This is a genomic window from Aminobacter sp. MET-1 (assembly GCF_026521175.1).
In the GTDB taxonomy this organism is placed as follows: Bacteria; Pseudomonadota; Alphaproteobacteria; order Rhizobiales; family Rhizobiaceae; genus Aminobacter.
The window spans coordinates 1-24,598 of the sequence record NZ_JAMSHL010000032.1; the positions used below are offsets into that span (position 1 = coordinate 1).

The window sequence follows — 24,598 nt, forward strand, 5'->3', positions numbered from 1 at the left end:
GCCATACCACTTGTGCATGCCGACGATGTCGATGGCGACATCCGTCGTCGAGATATGCATCTTGGCGCGATCGACCTCGAGATCGTCGGCCCTCACCGTATTCTCAGCCGCCATCAGAACCTCCTTACTCTGTTCATGTACCGGGCGCGGGGCCGATGCCGGCTTGGTGCCGGCATCGGCGAAGTCATGCGGGCATGCCGCCTCAGTAGGCCGGCTGGCCGGCGGCGATCCACTCGGCGGTATCGTCCAGGGTCCGCTCGAACGCCTGCACCATTGTCTCGATCTGCTCTTCGGTGATGATCAGCGGCGGGCAGAAGGCGAGCGTGTCCAGGATGTTGCGGACGATCAGGCCGTGATGGTGGGCCCTGGCGAAGACATAGGCGCCTACCTTGCCCGGCACCTCGAAGCGCGCCTTGGTGGCCTTGTCGGCCACCAGCTCGACGCCGGCGATCAGGCCGGCGCCACGCACCTCGCCCACCAGCGGGTGCGCGGCAAGCGCGCCAAGCCGCTTCTGCAGGATTTCTCCCATGGCGGCGGCGTTCTCGACCAGCTTGCGCTCTTCGATGATCGCCAGATTTTCCAGGGCAACGGCGGTGGCGACGGGGTGGCCGGTTGCAGTGTAGCCGTGGCCGAAGGTGCCGATCTTGCCGCTGTTGTCGGCTACCGCCTTGAAGATGTTGTCCGAGATCATCACGGCGGCCAGCGGCTGGTAGGACGAGGTGATCTGCTTCGACAGCGTCATCAGGTCCGGCTTGATGCCGTAGTAGTCGGAGCCGAAGGTCGTGCCGAGGCGGCCGAAGCCGGTGATGACCTCGTCGGCGACGACGAGGATATCGTTGCGGCGGCAAATGTCCTGTACCTTCTGCCAATAGCCTTCAGGTGCTGGGATGACGCCGCCTGCCGACATCAGCGGCTCGCCGATGAAGGCGGCGATGGTGTCGGCGCCCTCTTCGGCAATCACCGCTTCCAGCTCGGCAGCCAGTCGCTCGACGAACTGCGCCTCTGTCTCGCCCGGCTTGCCGAAGCGGTAGAAATGGGGGCAGGTCAGGTGGCGGACCGGGATCGCCGGCAGGTCGAAGTCGCGATGGTTGTTGGGCAGGCCGGTCAGGCTGGCGGCGGCAACGGTGACGCCATGATAGCCCTGGGTGCGCGCCAGGAACTTCTTCTTCGCCGGGCGGCCGAGCGCGTTGTTGTAGTACCAGACCAGCTTGACGATGGTGTCATTGGCTTCCGAGCCTGAATTGGTGAAGAAGACATGCGACAGGCCTTCGGGCGCCATCTCGGCGAGCTTCTCGGCGAGCTCGATCGAGGGCATGTGCGACTTGTGGGCGAATGTGTGGTAGTAGGGCAGCTTGTCGAGCTGTTTCGTCGCCGCCGCCACCAGGCGCTTCTCGCCGAAGCCGACAGCCACGCTCCACAGGCCTGCCAAGCCCTCGATGTAGCGATTGCCCTGATCGTCGAAGACATAGATGCCCTCGCCGCGATCCATCACGATCGGGCCGATCTCGGCATGGCGGACGGCGTTGGTGTAAGGGTGGAGTTGGTGGGCGATGTCGCGGGTGGCGGTGGAATTCGGTCTGGACATGAAGTTACCTCCGGTTGTTTTCGGCCCGTTGGCGGCTTGCCGCAGGGCGCACGTCAGGATCGCCGCCCTCTGTGCTGAAGGCGGTCGGGTCGATGAACTTTTGTGGATCGCCCGGGTTGGCGGTTAGTCGGGCGGCGTTCTCATGGCTGGTCGTCGCCAGTGTTGGCCAGGATGCCGAAGCACCCGACTATGTCCTGAAGCACTGCCGCCCTGGCGGTTGCACCGTCATGCGCGGCAATGGCGTGCAGCGCCTCCTCATGGGGCGGGATGGCCTCCTTGAGGCGGCCGGGCTGCGCCTTGGCCATGCGCACCGACGGCCCCATGCGCAGCCACAGCGGCTCGATCATGTCGAACAGGATCGGCGAGTTCGCCATGCGCGCGATCTCGAGATGGAAGCGAGCGTTGGCGCGCAGGAACAGGCTTGCGTCATTATTGCTCGCCGCCTTGGCTAGGGCGTTGAAGTGGCTTGTCAGCGGCACCATCGTCTCGGGAGACGAATGCTCGGCGGCGCGCTCGGCGGAAAGGCCTTCGAGCGCCACGCGGATGTCGCGGATCTCGGCCAGTTCGCCCGGCGTCAGATTGGGCACGTAGAAGGTCCGCTCCAACCTCAGCGCGCCGATGCTCTCCAGCTTCTGCAGCGCATCGCGCACCGGTACCGGGCTGGTTCCCAGTGTCGCCGACAGCTTGCGTAGCACCAGCCTGTCGCCGGGACGGAACTCGCCGGTGATCAGCTTTTCCTTGATCTGCCTGTAGATCTGCTCGTTCAGGGTGTCCTGAACCAGAGATTTATAGACCTGCCTGCGTTCATCGAGCATTGGGCGTTCCTGCTGAAGACATGAGCCGGTTACCTGCGTTCATTGGCAAATTCCTGCTCGAGCCGCCGCGAGTGGAGCGACAGGATATAGCAGAACACGAAGAAGGCGAGACCGACGGCCAGATATGCTTCACGGTAAAAGCCCATCCAGGTGCCATCTGCAATAGCCCCGCGTGCGCCACCCAGCACGTCGATCAGGCCGATGACGCTGATCAGCGTGGTGTCCTTGATCGACTCGATGAAGGTGTTGATGATCGCCGGCAGGGCGATTCGGAACGCCTGCGGCAAAACCACCAGCCGCGACACCAGCCCATCCGGCAGGCCGAGGCTCTGCGCAGCTTCCGTCTGCCCCCTCGGAACCGCCTCAAGACCGGAGCGGATCGCCTCGGCCAGATAGGCCGCCTGGAACAGGATCAGGGCGATCTGGGCGCGCAGGATCGTGTCAATCATGCTGCCGCCAGGCAACAGCAGCGGCAGCATCGTCGAGGCGACGAACAGGACAGCCAGCAGCGGCAAGCCGCGCACGACCTCGACATAGGCGTCGCAGAAGCGCTTCACCACCTTGCTCTTGGAGCGGCGCCCGAGCGCCAGCAGCACCGACAGCGGCAGCGCCAGTACGATGCCGAAGGCAGACAGGCCGACCGTCAGCGGCAGGCCGCCCCAGCGGCTGGTCGAAACGGGGGCAAGGCCAAACACCCCGCCAGCCATCAGCACAAGGCTCGCCACCATCACCGCGATCCAGGCGAACAGGAGCGCCGGCTTCCACAGCTGCCTGAAGCCGCTGGCAATCAGCACGGAAAGGACGAGAGCCACGGCGAGCGCCGGACGCCAGTACTCGCCGGCCGGATAGCTGCCGAACAAAATGATGTGGTAGCGCTCGGTCAGCATCGCCCAGCACGCCCCGCCGGCGGCGCGGCACTCGTCGGGCGTCGCGGTGCCGAAGGTGGCGTCCAGCACCGCCCAGCGGAGCAGCGTCAGGGCCGCATAACCGAGCAGCAGCACACCGAGCACGGTGATGGCGGCATGCGGCCACGGCTTGAAATAGGGGCTCAGGCGAGCCTTGAAGGTCGGACGATCACGGGCGACCGTGGCGATGGCGACATCACTCATAGCTTCACCAATTGGGCGCGCCGTTCCAGCCTGCGGATGACGACAGAGGTCACAAGGCTGAGCGACAGATAGATCAGGAGATAGATGGTCACGGTCTCGATGGCCCGGCCGGTCTGGTTGAGCGCCGTGTTGCCGACGGAGACCAGGTCGGGATAGCCGATCAGCACGGCAAGCGTCGTGTTCTTGATCAGGTTGAGATACTGGTTGGCCAGTGGCGGCAGCATCAGCCGCAGCGCCTGCGGCGCCAACACCAGCCAGAGTGTCAGGAACGACCCCAGCCCCAGCGAGGCCGCCGCCTCCGACTGGCCCTTGGGAAGTGCCGCCAGGCTGCCGCGGACGATCTCGGCGATGAAGCCGGAGGTGTAGAAGGCAAGGCCGAACAGCATCGCCAGATATTCAGGCGTCACGCTCCAGCCGCCGCGGAAATTGAAGCCGACAAGGGCCGGACGGTCGAGCGTCGTCATGGCGACGGCCCAGAAGCACAGCGCAATGAACGCCGCGCCGCAGCCGGCCAAACCAAGCTTGCCGAGAACAGGGAAGATGCCGGTCTCATTCTTGCTGCGCAGCGCCAGATACCAGACGCTCCAGGACGCAACGACCAGCCCCAGTGCTGCAATGGCCAAGGCCATGCCGTCGGCGAAGACGGGCAACGGCATGTAGAGGCCACGGCTGGAAAGCATCACGCCATCCACCGGCGCCCAGGCTTGGCGCGGGTTCGGCAGGGCGCGCACGGCAGTGGCGCAGACCACGAGGATCAGCAGCAGCGGCACATTGCGGGTAAATTCGACATAGGCCTTGGCAAGCCGCGTCAGCAGGGGATGGCCGATGCGGGCAGCCAGACCGACGAGCACACCGAACACGGAAGCCAAAACGATGCTGGCGAGCGCCAGCCTGATGGTATTGAGCAGCCCGGCAGTCAACGCCCTGAGATAGGTGTCGCCGGAGCTGTAGGCGATGATCGACTCGCCGATCGGGAACGACGTTGCCTCGCGCAGGAAGCCGAAGTCGATGACGATGCCCTTGGCGGCCAGATTGGCAGAGAAGTTGTATGACAGCCACGCCACGACGGCGGTGGCTGCCACAACAAACGTCACACCATGGAGACGTTCCCGACTGATCATCTCAACGGCGCCGCGAACATGAGGCCGCCCTTGGTCCACAGATCGTTGAGACCGCGGTCGAGCTTCATCGGCGAGCCCTTGCCGAGATTGCGCTCGAAGCTTTCGCCGTAGTTGCCGACGGCCGAGACGATCTTGACCACCCAGTCTTCCGACAGGCCGAGATCCTTGCCGTTGCCCGGCTTGGCGCCCAGAAGCTGCTGGATCTCCGGATCGGACGACTTGGCGACCATGTCCTGGACATTCGCCTGGGTGACGCCGAGACGTTCGGTCTCTATCAGCGCTGCCATCACCCAGCGGGCGATCACGAAGAGTTCCTCGTCGTCGCCGTAGACCGAAGGCGCATAGGGCTCGAGGGTCAGGAAGTTCGGGAAGATGACATAGTCATCGACATTGCCATGGGCGACGCGCGAACCGGCAAGGTTGCCGTAGTTACCGCCGAAGGCGTCGCAACGACCGCCAAAGAAGGCCGCGTCGAGCTGCTCCCAGGTGCCGAGCACCAGCGGGGTGTATTTGAGGCCGCGCGACTTGAAGAAGTTCTCGGTGTTCACCTCGAAGGTCGAGCCCTGCAGGATGCAGACTGTGGCATCGGCCAACTGGTCAGGGCTTTCGACGCCGAGCGACTTGGGCACCATGAAGGTGTAGCCGTCGAAGTAGTTCGGGAAGGTGAAGCGGGCCTTCTGAGCGCCTTCACGGTTCAGCGTGGTCGTCGTGTCATGGGCCAGCACGTCGATCTCGCCCGAGGCGAGCAAAACGAAACGCTCGGAATACGAGGTCTGGCGGTAGGTGACCTTGCTGGCGTCGCCGAGGATCGCGGCAGCCATCGCCTTGCAGTAGTCGATGTCGATGCCGGCGAGCTCGCCATTGGCGGCCGGCGCCGAGAAGCCCGGAACGGCCTGGCCGACGCCGCAGGTGAGGTTGCCTTTCTGCTTGATATTGTCGAGCACCTTGCCGGCCTGCGCCTCGACCGGCGCGAGCATCGCACCGGCCATGGCGAGTGCCGTCAGGCACCCCAGGGCGTGGCCCTGAATCCTCCAGGAAAACGTCATCTTATTCCCTCTCTTGTGTTGTTTGGCGATGGTGGTTTTCGCAGCGGGCCGTGCCTTCGACCCGCCGGAAGCCTAGGAGGCCGCCCGACGCGGGTTCTGCGTCAGGCAGACATATTTGAGGTTCAGGAACTCCTCGATTCCGTATTTGGAGCCCTCCCGGCCAACGCCGGATTCCTTGATGCCGCCGAACGGCGCCACTTCGTTGGAGATCAGGCCTTCGTTGACGCCGACCATACCCGTCTCGAGCGCCTCGGTGACGCGCCACATGCGGTCGAGGTCGCGGGTGAAGATGTAGGCGGCCAGCCCCGCCGAGGTGGCGTTGGCGGCAGCGATCACCTCGTCCTCGTCGGTGAAGCGGAACACCGGCGCCACCGGTCCAAAGGTCTCTTCCTTGGTGAACAGCATGGTGTCGTCGACATCGGTCAGGATGGTCGGCTCGAAGAAGGTGCCGCCGAGCCTATGCGCCTTGCCGCCGGTGGCGACCTTGCCGCCCCTCGCGACGGCATCGGCGATGTGACTCTCGACCTTGGTCAGCGCCGCCGGGTTGATCAGCGGCCCCTGCTCGACCCCGTCTTCGAAACCATTGCCGACCTTGAGCGCCTCGACCGCCGCCTTGAAGCGGGCAATGAAGGCGTCATGGATGGCGTCCTCGACATAGATGCGGTTGGCGCAGATGCAGGTTTGGCCGGTGTTGCGGAACTTCGAGGCCATGACGTTGTGCACGGCGACATCGAGGTCGGCGTCGGCAAAGACGATGACCGGCGCGTTGCCGCCGAGCTCCATCGACACCTTCTTCACGGTGGCGCCGGACTGCTGCATCAGGAGCTTGCCGACGCGCGTCGAGCCGGTGAAGCTCACCTTGCGCACGATCGGATTGCCGGTCATCTCGCCGCCAATCGCCTGGGCGTCGCCGGTGACGATGTTGAGCACGCCGGCCGGAATTCCGGCGCGAGCGGCAAGTTCGGCAAGGGCCAGCGCCGAATAGGGCGTGAACTCGGAGGGCTTGATCACGACGGTACAGCCGGCGGCGAGCGCAGGCGCACATTTGCGGGTGATCATCGCGCTGGGGAAATTCCACGGCGTGACCGCGGCCACCACCCCGACTGGCTGCTTCATCACCATGATGCGCGACTGCGCCTTGGGCGCCGGGATGAGGTCGCCATAGACGCGCTTGGCCTCTTCGGCATACCACTCGACGAAGGACGCCGCGTAGCGAATCTCACCACGGCTTTCGGAGAGTGGCTTGCCCTGCTCGGCCGTCATGATTCGAGCCAGGTCCTCGGCGTTGTCGAGCATCAGCTCGAACCAGCGGCGCAGGATTGCGGACCGCTCGCGTGCGGCAAGGGCTGCCCATTCCTTGCGGACCCGGTCGGCCGCCGCGATGGCCCTGCGGGTTTCGGCAGCGCCCATGTCGGGGATCGTGCCGAGGACGGCATCGGTGGCCGGATCGGTCACCGCGATCGTCACCTTGCCGTCGGCATCGACCCATTGGCCGTCGATATAGGCCTGCTGCCGCAACAGCGACGGATCGGCCAACTGTCCGAGGAGGGGATGGTGCGAACTCTGATGCAAGGTCATGCGCGAGGTGGTCCCGGTATTCTCAAAATCTGAAATCTGACGTTTGATATATCAAACTCCAAATCACATAGAGTCAAGCCAGCTTCGCGCTGGACCAGTGATTGGACGGCTCTGGCTGGGGAGGCTACGAAGAGGCCGTCCGTATCGACCGGACTTATGCTTGGCCTGACAAGCGCCGGATGGAAAAGCGCCCACTCCATGCCGCCTTCGGGACCGAAGCCGCAGCCGCAAATGGGGCGCAAAGCATAGCTTTGGGATTCCTTGCTAATCACTTCGCCCGCGGGACCGGCTAATGATGCCGGAAAGCAGCTTCGTGCGGCCCGGAGTTTCCTACGTCTCCGGCAGGTAGCGGCAGCTAAGCCGGCGGCCGCCCACACGAGCGTTTAAGGAGATGATTTCATGACGCGATTGGCGGTTACGGCAGCAGTTCTTTCCCTCGTCGCACTTGCCTCGACGGCCTGCAACACGCCACAGGAACGCGCGCTCGGCGGCGGCGCCATCGGTGCCGCCGGTGGCGCGCTGGTCGGCCAGGCGATCGGGGGCAACACCGGGTCAACCTTGGCAGGCGCGGCCATCGGCGGCGTCGCCGGCGCGATGATAGGTGCCGGAACCGCGCCGGGCGAATGCCGCTTTCAGCGCCTCGACAGCCACGGCCGGCCGATGCACGACCGTTACGGCAGGCCAATCACCTATCTGGCCCCTTGCCGCTAGCCGCGCTTCGCTTTCTTGGAATTGCCCTGGCGCATCGATCCGAAAATCGGATTCCCGGCTGACACGAGTCGCGGTTTCGAGCTCCCGGGCCGCCGAGCCCGGAGGCGATTTTCAAAAGGAATCGTCGACAGATTCAAGATCATGAGGGGCCTTTTTGAACGCCCGTTGACGGGCCTGCCCTGTACTGTGTCGTGGCAAGGTAAGGCATCCGTCCCGCCCATTCTGGCCTGACATCGCCTTCGACATCGGTCGGTGCAGCACATTCCTTTCCGCGGGCCTTGGCCAGAAGGCACGCGGCGGCCGGTACATGGGAAACGACCCAGGCCCCCTCCACCCCTTGTACCGGCCGATTTTAAGCCGTTGGATTTGGTGCAACGCGGCTCACACCGTGGCCGGATTCCGCGATCCGAAGAAAAGCGGAAACGCTCTAGCGGTCAGCCGAGCGCCACCAGGTGGCCGCCGCCGACATCGGCGAGGTCGAGCCGCTTCGGCGGATCGCCCACCTTGCGCACCGGGCTCGGAATTTCCCTGTCCAGGCGCTCGAAACTGCCGCGCCGCTGCCGCGGATCGGGCTGCGGAACAGCGGACAGCAGCCGCTTGGTGTAGGGATGGCGCGGGTTCGCGAAAATCTGCTCGCGCGTGCCCATCTCGACGATCTGCCCGAGATACATGACCGCGACCCGGTCGGAGATGTTTTCGACGACCGCCATGTCATGGGAAATGAACAGGTAGGACAGGCCGAACTCGGCTTGCAGTTCCCGCAGCAGCCCAAGCACCCGTGCCTGCACCGACACATCCAGCGCCGAAACGCTTTCGTCGGCGATGATCAGGCGCGGCTTCAGCGCCAGCGCCCGGGCAATGCAGATGCGTTGCCGCTGCCCGCCCGAGAACTCATGCGGATAGCGTTCCATCTGGTCGGCCGAAAGCCCGACCCGTTCGAAGAGATGGGCCACCTGATCGCGACGTTCGCGGACCGAGCCGAGCCCATGGATCAGCAGCGGCTCGGCGACGAGTTCACCAACCCGCATGCGCGGATCGAGCGATGCGTAAGGGTCCTGGAAAATCATCTGCACGTCGCGCTTGACGGCCATCCTGCCGGCGCGGTCGAGCGATGCAAGGTTCCGGCCGTTGATCGCAATCTCGCCGGCAAAAGGCACCAGCCCGGCGATCGCCTTGGCGGTGGTCGACTTGCCGCAGCCGGATTCACCCACCAGGGAAACGGTCTCGTTGGGGGCGATATCGAAGTTGATCCCCTCCACCGCATGCACGCGCCGGTCGACCCTCCCGAAGAACCCACCATGCAGATCGAAGCGTACATGCAGGTCGCGGATGCTGGCCACAGGGACCGTCACCGGCACCGCGGCTTCGTCTGCCTGTACAGACCTTGCCCTGCCGGCTCCCATCTTCGGCACTGCGGCCAAGAGTTCGCGGGTATACTCGGCCTGGGGGCGCTCGAAGATGTCGAGCGTCGCGCCTTCCTCGACCTTGCGGCCATGGCGCATGACGATGACGCGGTCGGCCATCTCGGCAACCACGCCCATATCGTGGGTGATCAGGATGACACTCGTGCCCTGCATCTTCTGCAGGTCGCGCAAAAGCTCCAGCACCTCGCCCTGGACGGTGACGTCGAGGGCCGTCGTCGGCTCGTCGGCTATGAGCACGTCGGGCTTCAGCGCCAAGGCCATGGCGATCATGACGCGCTGGCGCATGCCGCCAGAGAGTTCATGCGGATACTGCCTGAAGCGGCCCTCGGCATCAGGAATGCGAACCGCCTTCATCGCCTCTATGGCCCTGCGGCGCGCCTCTGCCTTGGGAACGTCGCCATGCGTCCTGATCGCCTCGGTCAGCTGCCGGCCGATGGTCAGCACCGGATTGAGCGAAGTCATCGGCTCCTGGAAAATCATGGCGATGCGGTTGCCGCGAACCTCCCTGAGCTGTCCTTCAGGCATCTGCGAAATCTCGGTCTCACCGAGCCGGATCGAGCCCGCCGAGATGCGCGCGGCCGGCTGAGGCAAAAGCCCCATGATCGCCAGCGACGTGATCGACTTGCCGGACCCGGATTCGCCGGCGATGCACAGGGTTTCGCCACGCCGGAGCGTAAACGACAGATCGCTGACGATGGCGCGTTCGCCATCCTCGCCGCGGACCGACACGGTGAGGTCGGAGACCGCGAGAACGGGCAGGCCTTCAGCCCTGCCCTCTCCTGGTGATCCCGCGCCAAGCGCGCTCATGTGGCTGGCACCATCAGGGGCATGGGCAACCTCACCGTCACGACGTTCATTCAAACACGCACCTTGGGAAGTAGAACGACACCACCCAGTTCGGCATGTCGACGATCTCGCTGATCCTCAGGTCGCCGCAGACGGAGCACAGCATGTAGGCATCGACGGCGCTCATGTTGTAGCGGCCGGCAAGAAGGTCGACCATCTGGGCCACCGCTTCTTTGGCGCCGGTCATCAGATCCGGACCGATGCCGGTGGTGACCTCATAGCCCTTGGCGTCAAGGTGGCGGGTTACCGGACCGAGCGTGGTGAAGCGCGGCGTCTTCAGCCTGGCGTCCTTGACCAGATCGAGCGTCAAAACGACGTTCATCGGGCTTTCGATGGCGGTGCCGCAGACCTCGCCGTCGCCCTGCGCGGCGTGGGTGTCGCCAACCGAGAAAAGCGCTCCGGCCACTTCCACCGGAAGGTAGAGTGTGGTGCCCGCAGCCAGATCGCGAATGTCGAGATTGCCGCCGACGCGCCGTGGCGGAACCACCGAATGCAGGCCCGTTTCGGCCAGCGCGTTGCCGATCGTCCCAGCGAAGGGCTTCAGCGGCACACGCCCGTTCTTGCCGAACAGAGCGGGCTCGAGCGAGGCGGCGTCATACTTCCAGATGTTGAGCGCCGGCTCCTTGAAGTCGTCGGCGAGCAGCCCGAAACCCGGGATGTTGGCCGTCCAGCCGAAACCTGACGGCTTGAACTGCTCGATCGTCACCTTGAGCGCGTCGCCGGGTTCGGCACCCTCGACATAGATCGGTCCGGTGACAGGATTGACCTTGGCGAAGTCCATCTTGCCGACGTCGGCAACGGTACTGTCGGGCGTGAACTGGCCGCCGGAGGAATCCAGGCATTCGAACTCGATGGTCGAACCGGGCGTCACCCTCTCGGTTGGGACAAACGAGTTGTCCCAACCGAAATGATGGCTACGCCCATGGATGGTGTAGTTGCAGTTATTGCACATCGTTCACATACACATAGTCGTAGTTGATCGGGATATGGACGGGATCGACATAGAGCTTGTCGTCGCCGGCCATGCGGGGCGAGCGCATGGTGAAACGCTGCTCGTTGAAGACAGGCGCCCAGGGCGCATCTTCCATCACCTTGGCGTAGATGTCGCTCCACAGCTTGTAGCGTTCCGCCACCTTGGTCGGGTCGACGATGGAGTCGGCTTCGGCCGCCTTGGCATCGAGGCTCTCGTTGCAATACCAGGACCAGTTCCAGCCTCCGGGCACAGCACCGCCGCAGCCGAGGATCGGGCCGTAGAAATTCGACGGATCCGGGAAGTCGGCGATCCAGGCCATGCCACCTGACCAGATCATCGGCGCACCGGCCTTGTCGCCGCCGGCGGCGATGACGTTGGCCTGGGCCAGCGCTTGAATCTTGGCCTTGACGCCGATGGCCGCCAGATCCTGCTGGATCGCCTGGGCGATGCGCGGGTTGGGGTCGGTGTTCATGGCAAACAATTCGGTCTCGAACCCTTCGGGGTGCCCGGCTTCGGCCAGGATCGCCTTGGCCTTGGCGGGATCGTAGGCATAACCCTTGTAGTCCTTGTCGTAGCCCGGCATCGACGGCGGCAGCGGCTGCGTTGCCGGCACTGCGCGGTTGTTGATCAGCTGGACGACGCGGTCCTTGTTGATCGCCATGTTGATCGCCTGGCGCACCTTCACATTGTCGAAGGGCGGCATGGTCGTGTTCATGGTCACGTAGCCAGTGTGCAGCTGGCCGCCGACGACGACGCGCTCCTTCTGCTGCGGATCGTTCATGACTTCCTGGAACTTGGCAGGCGGGATACCGTCGCCCGGCACGTCGATCTCGCCCTTCTGCAGGCGCAGCAGCGCCACGATCGGCTCCTGGCCGATCTCGAAGGTGATCTTGTTCAGGTAGGGCAGGCCCTTGCGCCAGTAGTCGGCGTTGCGCTCGAAGACGAGGCGCTGGCCGAGCGTCCATTCGGCCATCTTGTAGGCGCCGGTGCCGACGGGGTTCTTGCCGAAGTCGGCGCCGTATTTCTCCACCTCTTCCTTCGGCACGACGTGGCTGAAGTTGATTGCCATCACGTGCAGGAAGGTCGCGTCAGGCCGCGTCAGCTCGATCTTGACCGTCGAGGGGTCGACGACGGTGACGCCTTCGAGGCTTTCGGTCTTGCCGCTGGCGACATCGTCAAAGCCCTTGATCGAGGCGAAGAAGCCAGCGCCCGGGCTCTGCGTCTTCGGATTGGTGACGCGGTCGAGCGAATACTTCACGTCTTCGGCCGTCATCTCGCGGCCATTGTGGAATTTCACGCCCTTCTGCAGCTTGAAGGTAAAGGTCTTGCCATCGGGCGAGATCTCATAGCTTTCGGCGAGATCGGGCCGGAGCGTGGTCGTGCCGGGCTCGTAGTCCATCAGCCCGTCGAACAGGCTCTTGATCATCGACCAGTTCTGCCAGTCGTAGCCGATGGCCGGGTCGAGGGTCGCAACGTCATCCTTGTAGGTGATGACGATGTCGCCACCCTGCTTGGCGTTGGGGTCGAGCTTTTCCTGCGCCGAAGCGGGCATCGCCGCCATGAACAGCGCCAGCGCCGAGGCGGCGACGGTTGAAGCCAGGTATCTTTTCATCTCCATGTTCCCTTTCTTTGTTGTTTGATAGGCAATGTCACCGCAGCTTGATGCGGGGATCGATGAACGGCGCGACCAGGTCGGCCAGAAGATTTCCGATGATGATGGCGCAGGCCGAGACGATGGTGACGCCCATGATGATCGGGATGTCGACGCGCTGGATGGCCTGCCAAGCAAGCTGGCCGATGCCCGGCCAGCCGAAGACGCTTTCGACCACGACGATGCCGCTCATGAACAGGCCGATGTCGATGCCGATCATGGCAATGATCGGCAGAACCGCGTTGGGCAATGCATGGCCGAACAGGACCGCGCGCGCCTTCAGGCCCTTGGCCCTCGCCGTACGGATGTAGTCCTGGCGCAGCACGTCGATCATCGACGAGCGCATCATGCGCGAGTACCAGCCGGCGCCAAGAAGACCGAGCGTCAGCGACGGCAGGACGAGGTGCTGCCACGTGCCGTAGCCGCCGATCGGAAACCAGCTGAGCTTTACGGCAAAGACATAGAGCAAAAGCAGGCCGACCACGAACTGCGGCGCCGATACGCCGATGAAGGAGGCGACCATCAGCGACTGGTCGGTGGCGCTGCCGCGACGAACGGCTGCCACCATGCCCATGATCGAGCCGATCACCACCTCGCAAGCTATCGCGCCCACCATCAAGAGCAAGCTGGCGGGCAGGCGCGAGGCGATCAGCGTGCTGACCTCAGAGCGCTGCAGGTACGACCGGCCAAGATCTCCCGACAGCAGATTGGTCAGATAGCGCCAGTATTGCACGACAAAGGGCTGGTCGAGGCCGAGCTGCTGGCGAATGCTTTCGACGGTCGCGGGCGTGGCGCTGCGTCCGGCGATCTGCCTGACCGGATCGGCGGGCAGCAGATAGAGGATAATGAAGGTGATCAACGAAACGCCGATCAGAAGGAAGAAGGCCTGCACCAGCCGGCGCGCGATGTAGGCGATCATGCGCGCCCCCTCTGCGTCGGGTCGAGGATGTCGCGCAGTGCATCGCCGACAAGATTGAAGGCGAGCGCCAGTGCCAGGATCGCCGCCCCGGGAAAGAACACCAGCCAGGGGGCAGCCTGAAAATAGGTCTGGTTTTCGAAGATGATGTTGCCCCAGGAGGCCGTCGGCGGCTGCACGCCGATGCCGAGATAGGACAGCGTCGCCTCGAGCAGCACCGTGGTCGAGATGCCGAGCGTTCCCCACACGATGATCGTCGGCATCAGGTGCGGCAGGATGTGGCGAAACAGGATGCGCGAAGTCGATGCGCCGATGGTGCGTTCCGCGTCGATGAATTCACGCTCCGCCAGCGAACTGGTTTCGGTGAAGACGATGCGCGCGGTCTGCACCCAATTCACCAGCGCGATGACCAGCGCCACGATCCACAGGCTCGGCTGGAACACCGCGGCCAGGCAGATGGCGAGCAGCAGCGCCGGAAACGCCATCATCAGGTCGGTGAAGCGCATCAGCGCGTTGCCAACCCATCCCCTGAAGTAGCCGGCGGTGATGCCGACCAGCGTTCCGATCAGCAGTGCCGCGCCATTGGCGACGATGCCGATGATGAGCGAGGTCCGCGCGCCGTAAAGGATGCGCGAAAACAGATCCCTGCCGAGCAGGTCCGTGCCCAGCCAGAATTGCGCGCTTGGAGGCAAGGGCGCGCCCTCGAGCGTCAGTCCGTCGAACATCTGTTCGTTCGGATCGTAGCCGGCGAGCCAGGGCGCGAAGATCGCGCCGCCCACCACCACAACGATGAGAGCGAGGCCGGCAAGGGCCAGCTTCCGCCTGAGCAGCAGCAGCCACCATCCCGACCGGGGTCGGCTGGCAGCCGGCGCGACGGCGCCCAATGTCTCAGGCCCGGCTGGTGCGGTCATTGCTCAAGTCTCGTTTTGCCATGGCCAGAACACGTTGCGCAGCCTGTTCGATCGGCACCTGCCAGCTCATTGCCAGCTTGCGCAGCTGCCCATAGGCGCGCTCGTCGTCGATACCCTGCTCGGCCAGCAGCGACACGGCGCGCACCACGGTCTGGCGTTCCGACGCCCGTGCCCGAAGTGCGGCGATCTCGGCGGCCTGTGCCTGGCGCGCATCAAAAGCCTGCCGGGCGATCAGCAACGCCGAATAGACGCCGGCATTGCCGATCGGCTTCACCATCTGGGCGTCGGCCTTGTGCGACAGCGCCCACTCGATGCGACCAGGGGCCTCGGATCCGATCAGCGCGATGATCGGCATGGGGGCTTCACCCGGCTTCCAAGGAAACTGCTGGTCGAAGCCCGGGTCGACATCGAAGAAGACGAAGTCAGCGCCAAGCGCTTCCGCCGGCAGGGCGGGCCAATAATCGTTGGCGACGAGCCCGATCGCGGCGAGTTGGCGGACGATGGCCGCAACAGTCGGATGCGGACGGTGGAGGATGGCGGCCTGCGCGCCGCCGAGGTTGGGGATTCGCGACCCGCGGCTCATGACACCACCTTCAGCGCCGGCCGGCCAAACGCGGCAGCGCGATCGTAGCGCGAGAGATAGGGATCGGGCGCGACAGCCTCGATGCGTTCGACCGTGTCGAAGCGCTCCCCGGCGATACGGCCGATGACGACCGGCAGGGTGGCGTGCTGGGTGCTGGGGTCGATCGCGATCCTGCCCAGCGGCGTATCGAAGCGCGCGCCCGCGAAAGCACGCGGCAGATCGGCGAAACCCAGATCAGGCTTCTCCGCCAGCAGCCGGCCCAGAATCATGATCGAGGCATAGGCAGAGGCTTCGAAGGAGGACTGCGCCGCGTCGCTGCCGGTGTCGAAGTACGGACCGACCGACAAGTGCCCGCGCCCGGCCAGGCCGATGGCCGGCAGCTCACATTCGGTGAGATTGCACGACAGGAGCGGACAGCGTTCCGGCAGGAAGTAGCCGTCCGCGCGCCCCAGCGCCGCATAGGCCTGGAAGAAAGCGTAGGACGACGTGCCGATCAGGTTGTTGAGGACAAAACTCGGCCGCGTTACACGAATCTCGTCGATCAGGCGGCCGACGTCGGCCTCGCCGATAGGCAGATAACGCTCGCCCAGCACCTTGCCGCCGGCATCGGCAATGAGATCGCGCGCGATGCGATTGGTTTCCCAGCCCCAGATGTAGTTGGAGCCGAGCAGGAAACCGTTGCCGCCGAAGCGGGGAACGACGTGGCCGAGCAGCGGCACCAACTGCTGGTTCGGGCAGGCATGCATGTAGACGACATGCTCGTTGGCCTCGAAACCCTCATAGGGGCAGGAGTACCACAGCGTGCCGCCCGCCTTCTCCAGAACGGGGATGGTCTCCTTGCGGCTGGACGAGGTGACACAGCCGACGATGTGGCGGGCATCAGTGGTGGCAAGCACCTCCTCGCAGAGCTGCGCGTATCGGTCGGCATTGCCCTGCGGGTCTCGCTCGATGGCGTTGAGCATGATGGGGGAAGAAGAATCGGCATTGATCTCCGATATCGCGCGCATCGTGCCGCGCAGGCACGATTCCGAGACGAGCCTGTAGCTCCCGGATCGAGAGAACAGAACGCCGATGTCGACGCGCCGCTTCAAGCAGACATCCCCCAAAAATAAAAAATGCCCCGCGGCAGCCGCTGGTTAGGCGGAGCTCACGAGGCACGTTTGCCCTCCGGCTTCCAAGGCCGGTATCTGCACTCAGCCTAACGCGTCTCAGGCCTGTGTCAATATGGCAGCGCCGGGCATGCCGGAACAGCAACGCGCCACTAGTGGGCGCAGCCTTGACGGGAGCCCGAATCATTCGACGGCAAAGCCAAGCCTAAAACGACAAAGCGGCCTTCAGGGGCCGCTTTCGTTTCGGTCGTTCTAGAAAACTAGAGGAAATTTGGTGGAGCCAATCGGAATCGAACCGACGACCTCTTGAATGCCATTCAAGCGCTCTCCCAACTGAGCTATGGCCCCACACCCGGCATTAGCCGGCGCCGTTTCCGGCGAAGAGGATGGCGCGGATTTGGTGACCCGCGCCGTGTTTGTTGGGCGGCTTCTAGCGCCGCATTCTGCCCTTGGCAAGCCTTGTTCGAAACCTTTTTTCGATTTCGAACAAGTGACGATCAGATGTCGTCTTCGTCGTCGCCGACGCCAATCATGTCGGAGACGTCGTCGTCTTCCTCTTCCTCGTCAGCGAGGAAGGTATCATCGTCATCGTCGCCCAGGTCGACATCGTCGTCATCGTCGAGATCCGGCAGGTCGTCGCCGCCCTTGGCCTCTTCGTCAGCGTCCTCCAGGGACACGACCTCAGCGCCTTCGTCTTCCGAATCAAGCTCCTTGGCTTCGACTTCCTCTTCTTCCTCAAGGAGGGCCGAAATCTTGCCGTCGTCGAAATAGGAGCGCGCATAGGTCTTGCCGGTATAGGGCGAGACGATCGGGTCCTTGTTCAGATCGTAGAATTTACGGCCCGTTTCCGGGTCGACACGCTTAGTGCCAAGTTCGGGTTTTGCCACGTCAGGCCTCGTTTTCTTCGCTTTTCGGTCCCATTAACCGCAGTTCGTGGCGCTGTCAAAGCCAAATCCCATATCGCCTCGCGAGCCCCAAAGGCTTGGGGCGCAAGGGGGATGACCGCTACGGCAATCGATGCTACGACACCGCCGCAATCATCGGGAAGGCCCCGAGCCGGGCTTTCCGCACGAGGAACCATCATGTCGCACAACGTCGAGCCGAAGCCGGCCGTCGCCCGGAAGTCTCAATCCTTGTCCGGTACCGCCCGCGTGCCGGGCGACAAGTCGATCTCGCACCGCTCGTTCATGTTTGGCGGCCTGGCCTCCGGCGAGACCCGCATCACCGGCCTGCTCGAAGGCGAAGACGTGATGCGTACCGGCGACGCGATGAAGGCGATGGGCGCGCATATCGAGAAGCGCGGCGACGAATGGGTCATCAAGGGCACCGGCAACGGCGCGCTCTTGCAGGCTGAAGCGCCGCTCGACTTCGGCAATGCCGGCACCGGTTCGCGCCTGACGATGGGCCTTGTCGGCACCTACGACATGGAAACCACCTTCATTGGCGACGCCTCGCTGTCGGGCCGGCCGATGGGCCGCGTGCTCGATCCGCTGCGCCAGATGGGCGTGCAGGTCATAGACGCCGCCCCCGGCGACCGCATGCCGCTCAAGCTGCGCGGCCCGCGCCAGGCAGCTCCCATCACCTATCGCGTGCCGATGGCCTCGGCGCAGGTGAAGTCGGCGGTGCTGCTCGCCGGCCTCAACACGCCCGGTATCACCACCGTCATCGAGCCGGTGATGACGCGTGACCACACCGAAAAGATGCTCAAGGGTTTTGGCGCCAACATCGAGGTGCAGACGGACGAGCAGGGCGTGCGCCACATCTTCATCGAAGGCCAGGGCAAGCTCACCGGCCAGATCATCGCCGTTCCGGGCGATCCGTCCTCGGCAGGGTTCCCGCTGGTGGCAGCACTGATCGTGCCGGGCTCCGATGTCACCATCGAAAACGTGCTGATGAACCCGACCCGCACCGGCCTGATCACCACACTGATCGAGATGGGCGGCTCGATCGAGATCCTCAACCGCCGCAACGCCGGCGGCGAAGACGTCGCCGACCTCAGGGTGCGCGGCTCGGAACTCAAGGGCGTCAAAGTGCCTGCCGAACGCGCCCCGTCGATGATCGACGAATATCCCGTGCTTGCGGTCGCTGCCTGCTTCGCCGAGGGCGAAACGCTGATGCAGGGGCTGGAAGAGCTGCGCGTCAAGGAATCCGACCGCCTCGCTGCCGTCGCCCGCGGCCTCGAAGCCAATGGCGTCGACTGCACCGAGGGCGAGGCGACGCTGTCCGTCCGTGGCGTGCCCGGCGGCAAGGGCCTCGGCGGCGGCACCGTCAAGACCCATCTCGACCACCGCATCGCCATGAGCTTCCTCGTCATGGGCCTGGCTTCCGAACGGCCTATCACCGTCGACGACCAGGCGATGATTGCCACCAGCTTCCCGGAGTTCATGGGCCTCATGGCCGATCTGGGCGCCGATATCGACCAGGGCGCTGTCTGACGTATTTTTGTTTGACGCATCCACTCAAAGGAGCACAGCATGTCTGACAAAGTAGCGATGATCGTCGGTGGTGGCAGCGGCATGGGGGCTGCGGCGGCGCGCAAGCTGGCAGCGGACGGCTATTCCGTCGCCGTCCTGTCCTCGTCGGGCAAGGGCGAAGCGCTGGCAAAGGAGCTCGGCGGGCTCGGCTTCACCGGCTCCAACCAGTCGAACGACGACCTCAAGCGCTTCGTCGACCTGACTATGGCAAGGTGGGGCCGCATCGACGCACTGGTCAACGGCGCCGGCCATGGTCCGCGCGCGCCGCTGCTCGAGATCACCGACGAGCAATGGCACACCGGCATCGACGTCTATTTCATGAATGTTGTGCGCGCGACGCGCCTCGTTGCACCAATCATGGTTGCCCAGAAGGGCGGCGCCATCGTCAACATCTCGACCGCTTGGGTCGGCGAACCGGCGGCGATGTTCCCCACGTCGGCCGTGGCCCGAGCCGGCCTCGCCGCCTACACCAAGCTGTTCGCCGACCAGTACGCCCAGCACAATGTGCGCATGAACAACGTGCTGCCGGGCTGGATAGACAGCCTGCCGCAGACCGACGAGCGTCGCGACGGCGTGCCGATGCAGCGCTATGGCACCTCGGCCGAGATCGCCGCGACCATCGCCTTCCTCGCCTCGGAAGGCGCTGCCTACATCACCGGCCAGAGCCTGAAGGTCGATGGCGGCCTGATGCGCGGCGTCTGAACGAACCGCGCCAACCATGCCTTTGTCCATCACCATCGCCATCGACGGCCCGGCGGGCGCCGGCAAGGGCACGCTCGCCCGGCGCCTGGCCGATTATTATCATCTGGCGCTTCTCGACACCGGCCTGACGTATCGCGCTGTCGCCCATGCGCTCATCAGCCACGGCCTGCCGCTCGACAATGTCTCGGCGGCCGAAACGGCGGCACGCCAGGTCGACCTGACCAGCCTCGACCGCAAGGTGCTGTCGGCGCATGCGGTCGGCGAAGCCGCTTCCAAGGTGGCGGTGTTTCCCGGAGTGCGGAAGATCCTGGTCGAAAAGCAGCGTGAATTCGCCCGGGCGCCGCAGGGCGCCGTCCTCGATGGCCGCGACATCGGCACGGTGGTCTGCCCCGATGCCGACGTGAAACTCTATGTCACCGCCAGCGCCGAGGTCCGGGCCCAGCGCCGCCTCGCCGAGATCGAGGCCAATGGCGGCACGGGCGATTTCGGCGGCATCCTCGCCGACATCCAGCGCCGCGACGAGCGCGACACCGGCCGCAGCGATTCGCCTTTACGGCCTGCCGACGACGCGCACTTGCTCGATACGTCAGAAATGGATATAGAAGCCGCGTTTTCCGCAGCCAGGGACATCGTAGATCGGGTCCTCAGCAGCTGAGAATAGGCTGAAGCCCCCGGGTTTCGCCACTTAGCCGACCTGTCCGCATTCTTCTTGCGCCGATTTGCCGCTTTGGGCGGCCAAGGGCCTTTGGCCCGGGATGCTGGCAGGCCAACGCAACGCTAACCCACGGCGCCGCTCCCGCAAGGCGGGACGCACCAGGAGATCCAATGTCACAAGCTAATCCCTCCCGCGACGATTTCGCGAGCCTGCTCGAAGAGTCCTTCTCGGACGGTCACTCGGGCGAAGGCCAGGTCGTCAAGGGCATCGTTACGGCCATTGAAAAAGACATGGCCATCATCGACGTCGGCCTGAAGGTCGAAGGTCGCGTGCCGCTGAAGGAATTCGGCGCCAAGGCCAAGGACGGCTCGCTCAAGGTCGGCGACACCGTCGAGGTCTATGTCGAGCGCATCGAAAACGCGCTTGGCGAAGCCATGCTGTCGCGCGACAAGGCTCGCCGCGAAGAGAGCTGGGTCAAGCTCGAAGAGAAGTTCAACAAGGGTGAGCGCGTCGAAGGCGTCATCTTCAACCAGGTCAAGGGTGGCTTCACCGTCGATCTCGACGGCGCCGTTGCCTTCCTGCCGCGTTCGCAGGTCGACATCCGTCCGATCCGCGACGTCACCCCGCTCATGCACAACCCGCAGCCCTTCGAGATCCTCAAGATGGATCGCCGTCGTGGCAACATCGTCGTGTCGCGCCGTACCGTTCTCGAAGAGAGCCGTGCAGAGCAGCGCTCCGAGATCGTCCAGAACCTCGAAGAGGGTCAGGTCGTCGAGGGCGTGGTCAAGAACATCACCGACTACGGTGCGTTCGTTGACCTCGGCGGCATCGACGGCCTGCTGCACGTCACCGACATGGCCTGGCGCCGCGTCAACCACCCAACCGAAATCCTCAACATCGGTCAGTCGGTCAAGGTGCAGATCATCCGCATCAACCAGGAAACCCACCGTATCTCGCTCGGCATGAAGCAGCTCGAGTCGGATCCGTGGTCGGATATCGGCACCAAGTTCCCGATCGGCAAGAAGATCACCGGCACCGTCACGAACATCACCGACTACGGTGCGTTCGTCGAGCTCGAGCCGGGCATCGAAGGCCTCATCCACGTTTCGGAAATGTCGTGGACCAAGAAGAACGTGCACCCCGGCAAGATCCTGTCGACCACCCAGCAGGTCGACGTGGTCGTGCTCGAAGTGGATCCGGCAAAGCGCCGCATCTCGCTCGGCCTCAAGCAGACGCTCGAGAATCCGTGGGAAGCTTTCGCCCGTAACCACCCGGTTGGTTCGCAGGTCGAAGGCGAAGTCAAGAACAAGACCGAATTCGGCCTGTTCATCGGCCTCGACGGCGACGTCGACGGCATGGTGCACCTGTCCGATCTCGACTGGAACCGTCCGGGCGAGCAGGTCATTGAAGAGTACAACCGTGGCGACATGGTCAAGGCTCAGGTTCTCGACGTCGACATCGACAAGGAGCGCATCTCGCTCGGCATCAAGCAGCTCGGCAAGGATTCGGTCGGCGAAGCCGCGACTTCGGGCGAACTGCGCAAGAACGCCGTCGTCACCTGCGAAGTGCTCGCGATCAAGGACGGTGGCCTCGACGTTCGTCTCGTCGAGAGCGGCATCGAGACCTTCATCAAGCGTTCGGACCTGTCGCGTGACCGCGACGAGCAGCGCCCCGAGCGCTTCGTCGTCGGCCAGAAGGTTGACGCCCGCATCATCGCCTTCGACAAGAAGACCCGCAAGCTGCAGGTCTCGATCAAGGCGCTGGAAATCGCTGAAGAGAAGGAAGCAGTCGCTCAGTACGGCTCGACCGACTCCGGCGCTTCGCTCGGCGACATCCTGGGCGCGGCCCTGAAGAACCGCGGCAACTAAGCCAAGGCTTCAAGCAAAAATCGAAAACCCCGCTGGAGCGATCCGGCGGGGTTTTTTCTTGGGAGCGAAGACGAGGTCCACAGCCCTGGTCGATCACAAATTGCCCACGAGGTCGCCGACCGGTTCTCGGCGCCTCCTCTAGCCGCTATAATTCTTTGGCGGACGGGCCGTCAGCCTCCAAAGGAGGGCCACGTCATGAACGGATCTGACACTTCGCGTCCAGCCTTCGTCACTCTCGACCGCCGGCGTTTTCTCACGGCCGCAGCCGCTCTTGTCGCTGTCGGCGCCCTGCCATCCAGGGCGCTCGCGCTCGCCGGGCCGTACAGCTTCAAGCAGGGCACCCTCGACATCATTGTGGTGAGTGACGGCCACCTGGTGTTTCCGACCAGCATCCTCGCGCCCGACGCCCCGCCCGACGCACTCAAGAAGCTTCTGGAAGACGCCGGTGTCACCGGCACGGAGGTCAAGCCCGACACGAACGTCACGCTGGTCAAGGCGGGCGATGAGACGATCCTGTTCGATACCGGGTCCGGTCCGAACTTCCAGCCCACGGCTGGAAAACTGGTGGCTAATCTCGATATGGCGGGCATAAAGCCGGACAGCATCACCAAGGTGGTGTTCACCCACGCGCACCCTGACCACATCTGGGGAACGCTCGGCGCGGGCGACAACCTCACCTTCCCCAAGGCCGCCTACTACACGGCTGCGGCGGAATGGAATTTCTGGATGGACAAGGACCTCATCAAGAAGGTGCCCGAGGCCATGCAGCCCTTCGTCACCGGCGCGCAGAAGAACCTGACGGCGGTGAAGGACAAGGTGACCATGTTCAAGCCCGGCGACGAGGTCCATGCCGGCATCAAGGTGGTCGACACGCCCGGCCATACACCCGGCCACGTCTCGTTCGAGGTGCCCGGTAAGGAAACGCTGATCATCGTCGGCGACGCCGTCGTTGCGGTTCCGATCGCCTTTCCGCATCCCGAATGGCGCTTCGGCTTCGACACCATTCCCGACCTGGCGATCCAGACCCGCAAGACGTTTCTCGACCGGGCCGCCACGGACAAGATCAAGATGCTCGGCTTCCACTGGCCCTATCCCGGCATCGGCTATGCCGAGAAGCAGGGCACCGGTTATGCCTATGTAGCCGCAAGCTGAATCGATGCCTCATGGCCTGCCCGGCACGCCGGAAAGGCCATGAGTGATGCCGGAATGCTTCAGGGCGAAAGCAGAATTCATCGGCCGACGGTCGCGCGGATGCCTGCGCGGTTGCCGCAACGGGCAATTGCTGCTCTTAAATCGCGGACTTGCTGCCCGCGTTCAGAGCCCGACCATGCCCAAATTGCGTTTTCTGACGTTTGTTCTGGTGTTGCTGGTCGTGTCGGGCTGCGGCGGCCGTGCCGTGCTCGGCCTCGGCGATGGCAAGGAAGGCGAATCGGCCGCCGTCGTGCCGATCTATGTCTCGACCATGCGGGCCCGCTCGGACAACCTGTCGCTGCCCTATTCGGCCGAGCGCGCCAAGCAGCTCAACTTCGCCAAGTTCGAGATCGGCATTCCCAAGACCCATGTCGCCGGCGAGGTCGAAAGCACCGGCCGCTCACCCAATCCGGCGCGCAATTTCGTCGCCCGCACCTTCCTGCCTTATGACGACAAGGCACAGTTCGTCGCAGCGCTCGACGCCGACCTGATGCGCCGCCCGCCCGACGAGCGCGAGATCTTCATCTTCGTGCACGGCTATAACAACAACTTCGCCGACAGCATCTTCCGCAACGCCCAGATCGTCCATGACTACAAGGTCAAGTCGGTGGCGCTGCATTATGCCTGGCCATCGGCCGGCTCGCTGCCGCTCTACGTCTATGACCGCGACAGCGCCGCCTACAGCCGCGACGGTCTCGCCGACACAATCGAGATCGCCGCGCGCACCAAGGCCAAGCGCATCGTGCTGGTCGGACATTCGATGGGCAGCTATGTGGTGATGGAAGCGCTGCGCAGCCTGTCGCTCAGCGGCCGCGACAAATACATCGCCCGCATCAACGGTCTCGTGCTGGCCGCGCCCGACATCGACCTCGACGTGTTCCAGAGCCAGCTGCGCGACATCGACGACCTGCCCAACCCGTTCATGATCCTGGTGTCGAAGCGCGACAAGGCGCTGAACCTGTCGGGCGGGCTGACCGGTGGCCACCCGCGCGTCGGCAGCGGTGCCGATGTCGCCGCCCTTCAGGCCGAGAACATCACCGTGCTCGACACATCCAATCTCGACGGCGGCACCCATGGCGTCTTCGCCAGTTCGCCGACACTGATGGCGCTGACGTCGAAGGGCGGCTTGACCAAGGACATCACTGACCGGGGCGAAGGCGCACCTGCGGAGACGATCCTGGCCGACGGCGGCCAGGTCATCAAAGGTGCGGCGTCGCTGGTCATCTACCTGCCGGCGAGGCTTCTGGGCGTACCGAATGGCGGGCTTTTGACACAGTAGGCGCAGCGGGACTGGCCAAAGGCGATCCCGGTCGCGGCGGGCTGACTGTCC

General features: G+C 64.3%; 21 protein-coding genes and 1 tRNA gene. 7 read left to right on the plus strand and 15 right to left on the minus strand.

Annotated elements, in window-relative coordinates:
* Window positions 1-202: 202 nt before the first annotated feature.
* The 6 genes from NDO48_RS27095 to NDO48_RS27120 form a co-directional block, all read right to left on the minus strand.
* Window positions 203-1,585: an aspartate aminotransferase family protein gene (locus NDO48_RS27095; RefSeq protein ID WP_018430650.1), complete on the minus strand. Its 1,383-nt coding sequence runs from the start codon at window positions 1,583-1,585 to the stop codon at window positions 203-205.
* A gap of 140 nt (window positions 1,586-1,725) precedes the next feature.
* A complete protein-coding gene (locus NDO48_RS27100; RefSeq protein ID WP_018430649.1) occupies window positions 1,726-2,400 on the minus strand; it encodes a GntR family transcriptional regulator in 675 nt (224 codons plus the stop codon).
* 29 nt (window positions 2,401-2,429) lie between these two features.
* The gene (locus NDO48_RS27105; protein WP_018430648.1) at window positions 2,430-3,509 is read right to left on the minus strand and encodes an amino acid ABC transporter permease; all 1,080 of its coding nucleotides are present in this window, start codon (window positions 3,507-3,509) and stop codon (window positions 2,430-2,432) included.
* Window positions 3,506-4,603 carry an amino acid ABC transporter permease gene (locus NDO48_RS27110; RefSeq protein WP_018430647.1) on the minus strand — a complete coding sequence of 366 codons (1,098 nt, stop codon included), beginning with the start codon at window positions 4,601-4,603 and terminating at the stop codon, window positions 3,506-3,508. Before NDO48_RS27110 ends, NDO48_RS27105 begins: the two co-directional genes overlap by 4 nt.
* Window positions 4,604-4,626: 23 nt before the next feature.
* A complete protein-coding gene (locus NDO48_RS27115) occupies window positions 4,627-5,676 on the minus strand; it encodes a transporter substrate-binding domain-containing protein (protein ID WP_018430646.1) in 1,050 nt (349 codons plus the stop codon).
* Window positions 5,677-5,748: 72 nt separating this feature from the next.
* Window positions 5,749-7,254, minus strand: a complete 1,506-nt coding sequence (locus NDO48_RS27120) for an NAD-dependent succinate-semialdehyde dehydrogenase (protein ID WP_018430645.1) — start codon at window positions 7,252-7,254, stop codon at window positions 5,749-5,751.
* A 399-nt stretch (window positions 7,255-7,653) separates the two neighbouring features.
* Here NDO48_RS27120 and NDO48_RS27125 point away from each other — a divergent pair, with 399 nt between their 5' ends.
* The gene (locus tag NDO48_RS27125; protein WP_018430644.1) at window positions 7,654-7,965 is read left to right on the plus strand and encodes a hypothetical protein; all 312 of its coding nucleotides are present in this window, start codon (window positions 7,654-7,656) and stop codon (window positions 7,963-7,965) included.
* Window positions 7,966-8,399: 434 nt separating this feature from the next.
* Here the strand turns inward: NDO48_RS27125 and NDO48_RS27130 are convergent, their stop codons facing one another.
* From NDO48_RS27130 to NDO48_RS27170, 9 genes are all read right to left on the minus strand, one after another.
* Complete coding sequence (locus tag NDO48_RS27130) at window positions 8,400-10,196, minus strand: ABC transporter ATP-binding protein (RefSeq protein WP_018430643.1); 1,797 nt, start codon at window positions 10,194-10,196, stop codon at window positions 8,400-8,402.
* A 46-nt stretch (window positions 10,197-10,242) separates the two neighbouring features.
* Window positions 10,243-11,187 carry an acetamidase/formamidase family protein gene (locus tag NDO48_RS27135; protein WP_026227732.1) on the minus strand — a complete coding sequence of 315 codons (945 nt, stop codon included), beginning with the start codon at window positions 11,185-11,187 and terminating at the stop codon, window positions 10,243-10,245.
* The gene (locus NDO48_RS27140; RefSeq protein ID WP_026227731.1) at window positions 11,177-12,820 is read right to left on the minus strand and encodes an ABC transporter substrate-binding protein; all 1,644 of its coding nucleotides are present in this window, start codon (window positions 12,818-12,820) and stop codon (window positions 11,177-11,179) included. The genes NDO48_RS27135 and NDO48_RS27140 overlap by 11 nt, the downstream gene beginning before the upstream one ends.
* Before the next feature lie 37 nt (window positions 12,821-12,857).
* Window positions 12,858-13,778 (minus strand): ABC transporter permease, encoded by a 921-nt coding sequence (locus NDO48_RS27145; protein WP_018430640.1) that lies wholly within the window; start codon window positions 13,776-13,778, stop codon window positions 12,858-12,860.
* On the minus strand, window positions 13,775-14,686 hold the full coding sequence (locus NDO48_RS27150) for an ABC transporter permease (protein WP_026227730.1): 912 nt from the start codon (window positions 14,684-14,686) through the stop codon (window positions 13,775-13,777). The genes NDO48_RS27145 and NDO48_RS27150 overlap by 4 nt, the downstream gene beginning before the upstream one ends.
* Complete coding sequence (locus tag NDO48_RS27155; RefSeq protein ID WP_018430638.1) at window positions 14,664-15,269, minus strand: ANTAR domain-containing response regulator; 606 nt, start codon at window positions 15,267-15,269, stop codon at window positions 14,664-14,666. The genes NDO48_RS27150 and NDO48_RS27155 overlap by 23 nt, the downstream gene beginning before the upstream one ends.
* Window positions 15,266-16,360 carry a transporter substrate-binding protein gene (locus tag NDO48_RS27160; protein ID WP_018430637.1) on the minus strand — a complete coding sequence of 365 codons (1,095 nt, stop codon included), beginning with the start codon at window positions 16,358-16,360 and terminating at the stop codon, window positions 15,266-15,268. The genes NDO48_RS27155 and NDO48_RS27160 overlap by 4 nt, the downstream gene beginning before the upstream one ends.
* Before the next feature lie 290 nt (window positions 16,361-16,650).
* Window positions 16,651-16,726, minus strand: a tRNA-Ala gene (locus tag NDO48_RS27165).
* Window positions 16,727-16,875: 149 nt separating this feature from the next.
* Window positions 16,876-17,265, minus strand: coding sequence for a TIGR02300 family protein (locus NDO48_RS27170; RefSeq protein ID WP_018430636.1), 390 nt, complete (start codon window positions 17,263-17,265; stop codon window positions 16,876-16,878).
* 195 nt (window positions 17,266-17,460) lie between these two features.
* On the opposite strand from NDO48_RS27170, the gene aroA reads away from it, so the two are divergent.
* The 6 genes from aroA to NDO48_RS27200 all read left to right on the plus strand — a co-directional run bounded on the left by aroA (window position 17,461) and on the right by NDO48_RS27200 (window position 24,547).
* Window positions 17,461-18,813 (plus strand): 3-phosphoshikimate 1-carboxyvinyltransferase, encoded by a 1,353-nt coding sequence (aroA, locus tag NDO48_RS27175; protein ID WP_018430635.1) that lies wholly within the window; start codon window positions 17,461-17,463, stop codon window positions 18,811-18,813.
* 39 nt (window positions 18,814-18,852) lie between these two features.
* Window positions 18,853-19,554 carry an SDR family oxidoreductase gene (locus NDO48_RS27180; protein ID WP_026227729.1) on the plus strand — a complete coding sequence of 234 codons (702 nt, stop codon included), beginning with the start codon at window positions 18,853-18,855 and terminating at the stop codon, window positions 19,552-19,554.
* Window positions 19,555-19,570: 16 nt separating this feature from the next.
* Complete coding sequence (cmk, locus tag NDO48_RS27185) at window positions 19,571-20,209, plus strand: (d)CMP kinase (protein ID WP_026227728.1); 639 nt, start codon at window positions 19,571-19,573, stop codon at window positions 20,207-20,209.
* A 170-nt stretch (window positions 20,210-20,379) separates the two neighbouring features.
* Window positions 20,380-22,077: a 30S ribosomal protein S1 gene (gene rpsA, locus NDO48_RS27190; protein ID WP_018430632.1), complete on the plus strand. Its 1,698-nt coding sequence runs from the start codon at window positions 20,380-20,382 to the stop codon at window positions 22,075-22,077.
* Window positions 22,078-22,272: 195 nt separating this feature from the next.
* Window positions 22,273-23,229: an MBL fold metallo-hydrolase gene (locus tag NDO48_RS27195; RefSeq protein WP_018430631.1), complete on the plus strand. Its 957-nt coding sequence runs from the start codon at window positions 22,273-22,275 to the stop codon at window positions 23,227-23,229.
* A gap of 175 nt (window positions 23,230-23,404) precedes the next feature.
* Window positions 23,405-24,547, plus strand: coding sequence for an alpha/beta hydrolase (locus NDO48_RS27200; protein WP_018430630.1), 1,143 nt, complete (start codon window positions 23,405-23,407; stop codon window positions 24,545-24,547).
* Window positions 24,548-24,598: the final 51 nt, after the last annotated feature.

Coding starts and splice junctions, on each gene's coding strand:
- rpsA (WP_018430632.1), top strand. CDS start 20,380: ATGTCACAAGCTAATCCCTCCCGCGACGATTTCGCGAGCCTGCTCGAA.
- cmk (WP_026227728.1), top strand. CDS start 19,571: ATGCCTTTGTCCATCACCATCGCCATCGACGGCCCGGCGGGCGCCGGC.
- NDO48_RS27200 (WP_018430630.1), top strand. CDS start 23,405: ATGCCCAAATTGCGTTTTCTGACGTTTGTTCTGGTGTTGCTGGTCGTG.
- NDO48_RS27135 (WP_026227732.1), bottom strand. CDS start 11,187: ATGTGCAATAACTGCAACTACACCATCCATGGGCGTAGCCATCATTTC.
- NDO48_RS27155 (WP_018430638.1), bottom strand. CDS start 15,269: ATGAGCCGCGGGTCGCGAATCCCCAACCTCGGCGGCGCGCAGGCCGCC.
- NDO48_RS27115 (WP_018430646.1), bottom strand. CDS start 5,676: ATGACGTTTTCCTGGAGGATTCAGGGCCACGCCCTGGGGTGCCTGACG.
- NDO48_RS27095 (WP_018430650.1), bottom strand. CDS start 1,585: ATGTCCAGACCGAATTCCACCGCCACCCGCGACATCGCCCACCAACTC.
- NDO48_RS27105 (WP_018430648.1), bottom strand. CDS start 3,509: ATGAGTGATGTCGCCATCGCCACGGTCGCCCGTGATCGTCCGACCTTC.
- NDO48_RS27195 (WP_018430631.1), top strand. CDS start 22,273: ATGAACGGATCTGACACTTCGCGTCCAGCCTTCGTCACTCTCGACCGC.
- NDO48_RS27150 (WP_026227730.1), bottom strand. CDS start 14,686: ATGACCGCACCAGCCGGGCCTGAGACATTGGGCGCCGTCGCGCCGGCT.
- NDO48_RS27100 (WP_018430649.1), bottom strand. CDS start 2,400: ATGCTCGATGAACGCAGGCAGGTCTATAAATCTCTGGTTCAGGACACC.
- NDO48_RS27130 (WP_018430643.1), bottom strand. CDS start 10,196: ATGAGCGCGCTTGGCGCGGGATCACCAGGAGAGGGCAGGGCTGAAGGC.
- NDO48_RS27145 (WP_018430640.1), bottom strand. CDS start 13,778: ATGATCGCCTACATCGCGCGCCGGCTGGTGCAGGCCTTCTTCCTTCTG.
- NDO48_RS27180 (WP_026227729.1), top strand. CDS start 18,853: ATGTCTGACAAAGTAGCGATGATCGTCGGTGGTGGCAGCGGCATGGGG.
- NDO48_RS27125 (WP_018430644.1), top strand. CDS start 7,654: ATGACGCGATTGGCGGTTACGGCAGCAGTTCTTTCCCTCGTCGCACTT.
- NDO48_RS27120 (WP_018430645.1), bottom strand. CDS start 7,254: ATGACCTTGCATCAGAGTTCGCACCATCCCCTCCTCGGACAGTTGGCC.
- NDO48_RS27140 (WP_026227731.1), bottom strand. CDS start 12,820: ATGAAAAGATACCTGGCTTCAACCGTCGCCGCCTCGGCGCTGGCGCTG.
- aroA (WP_018430635.1), top strand. CDS start 17,461: ATGTCGCACAACGTCGAGCCGAAGCCGGCCGTCGCCCGGAAGTCTCAA.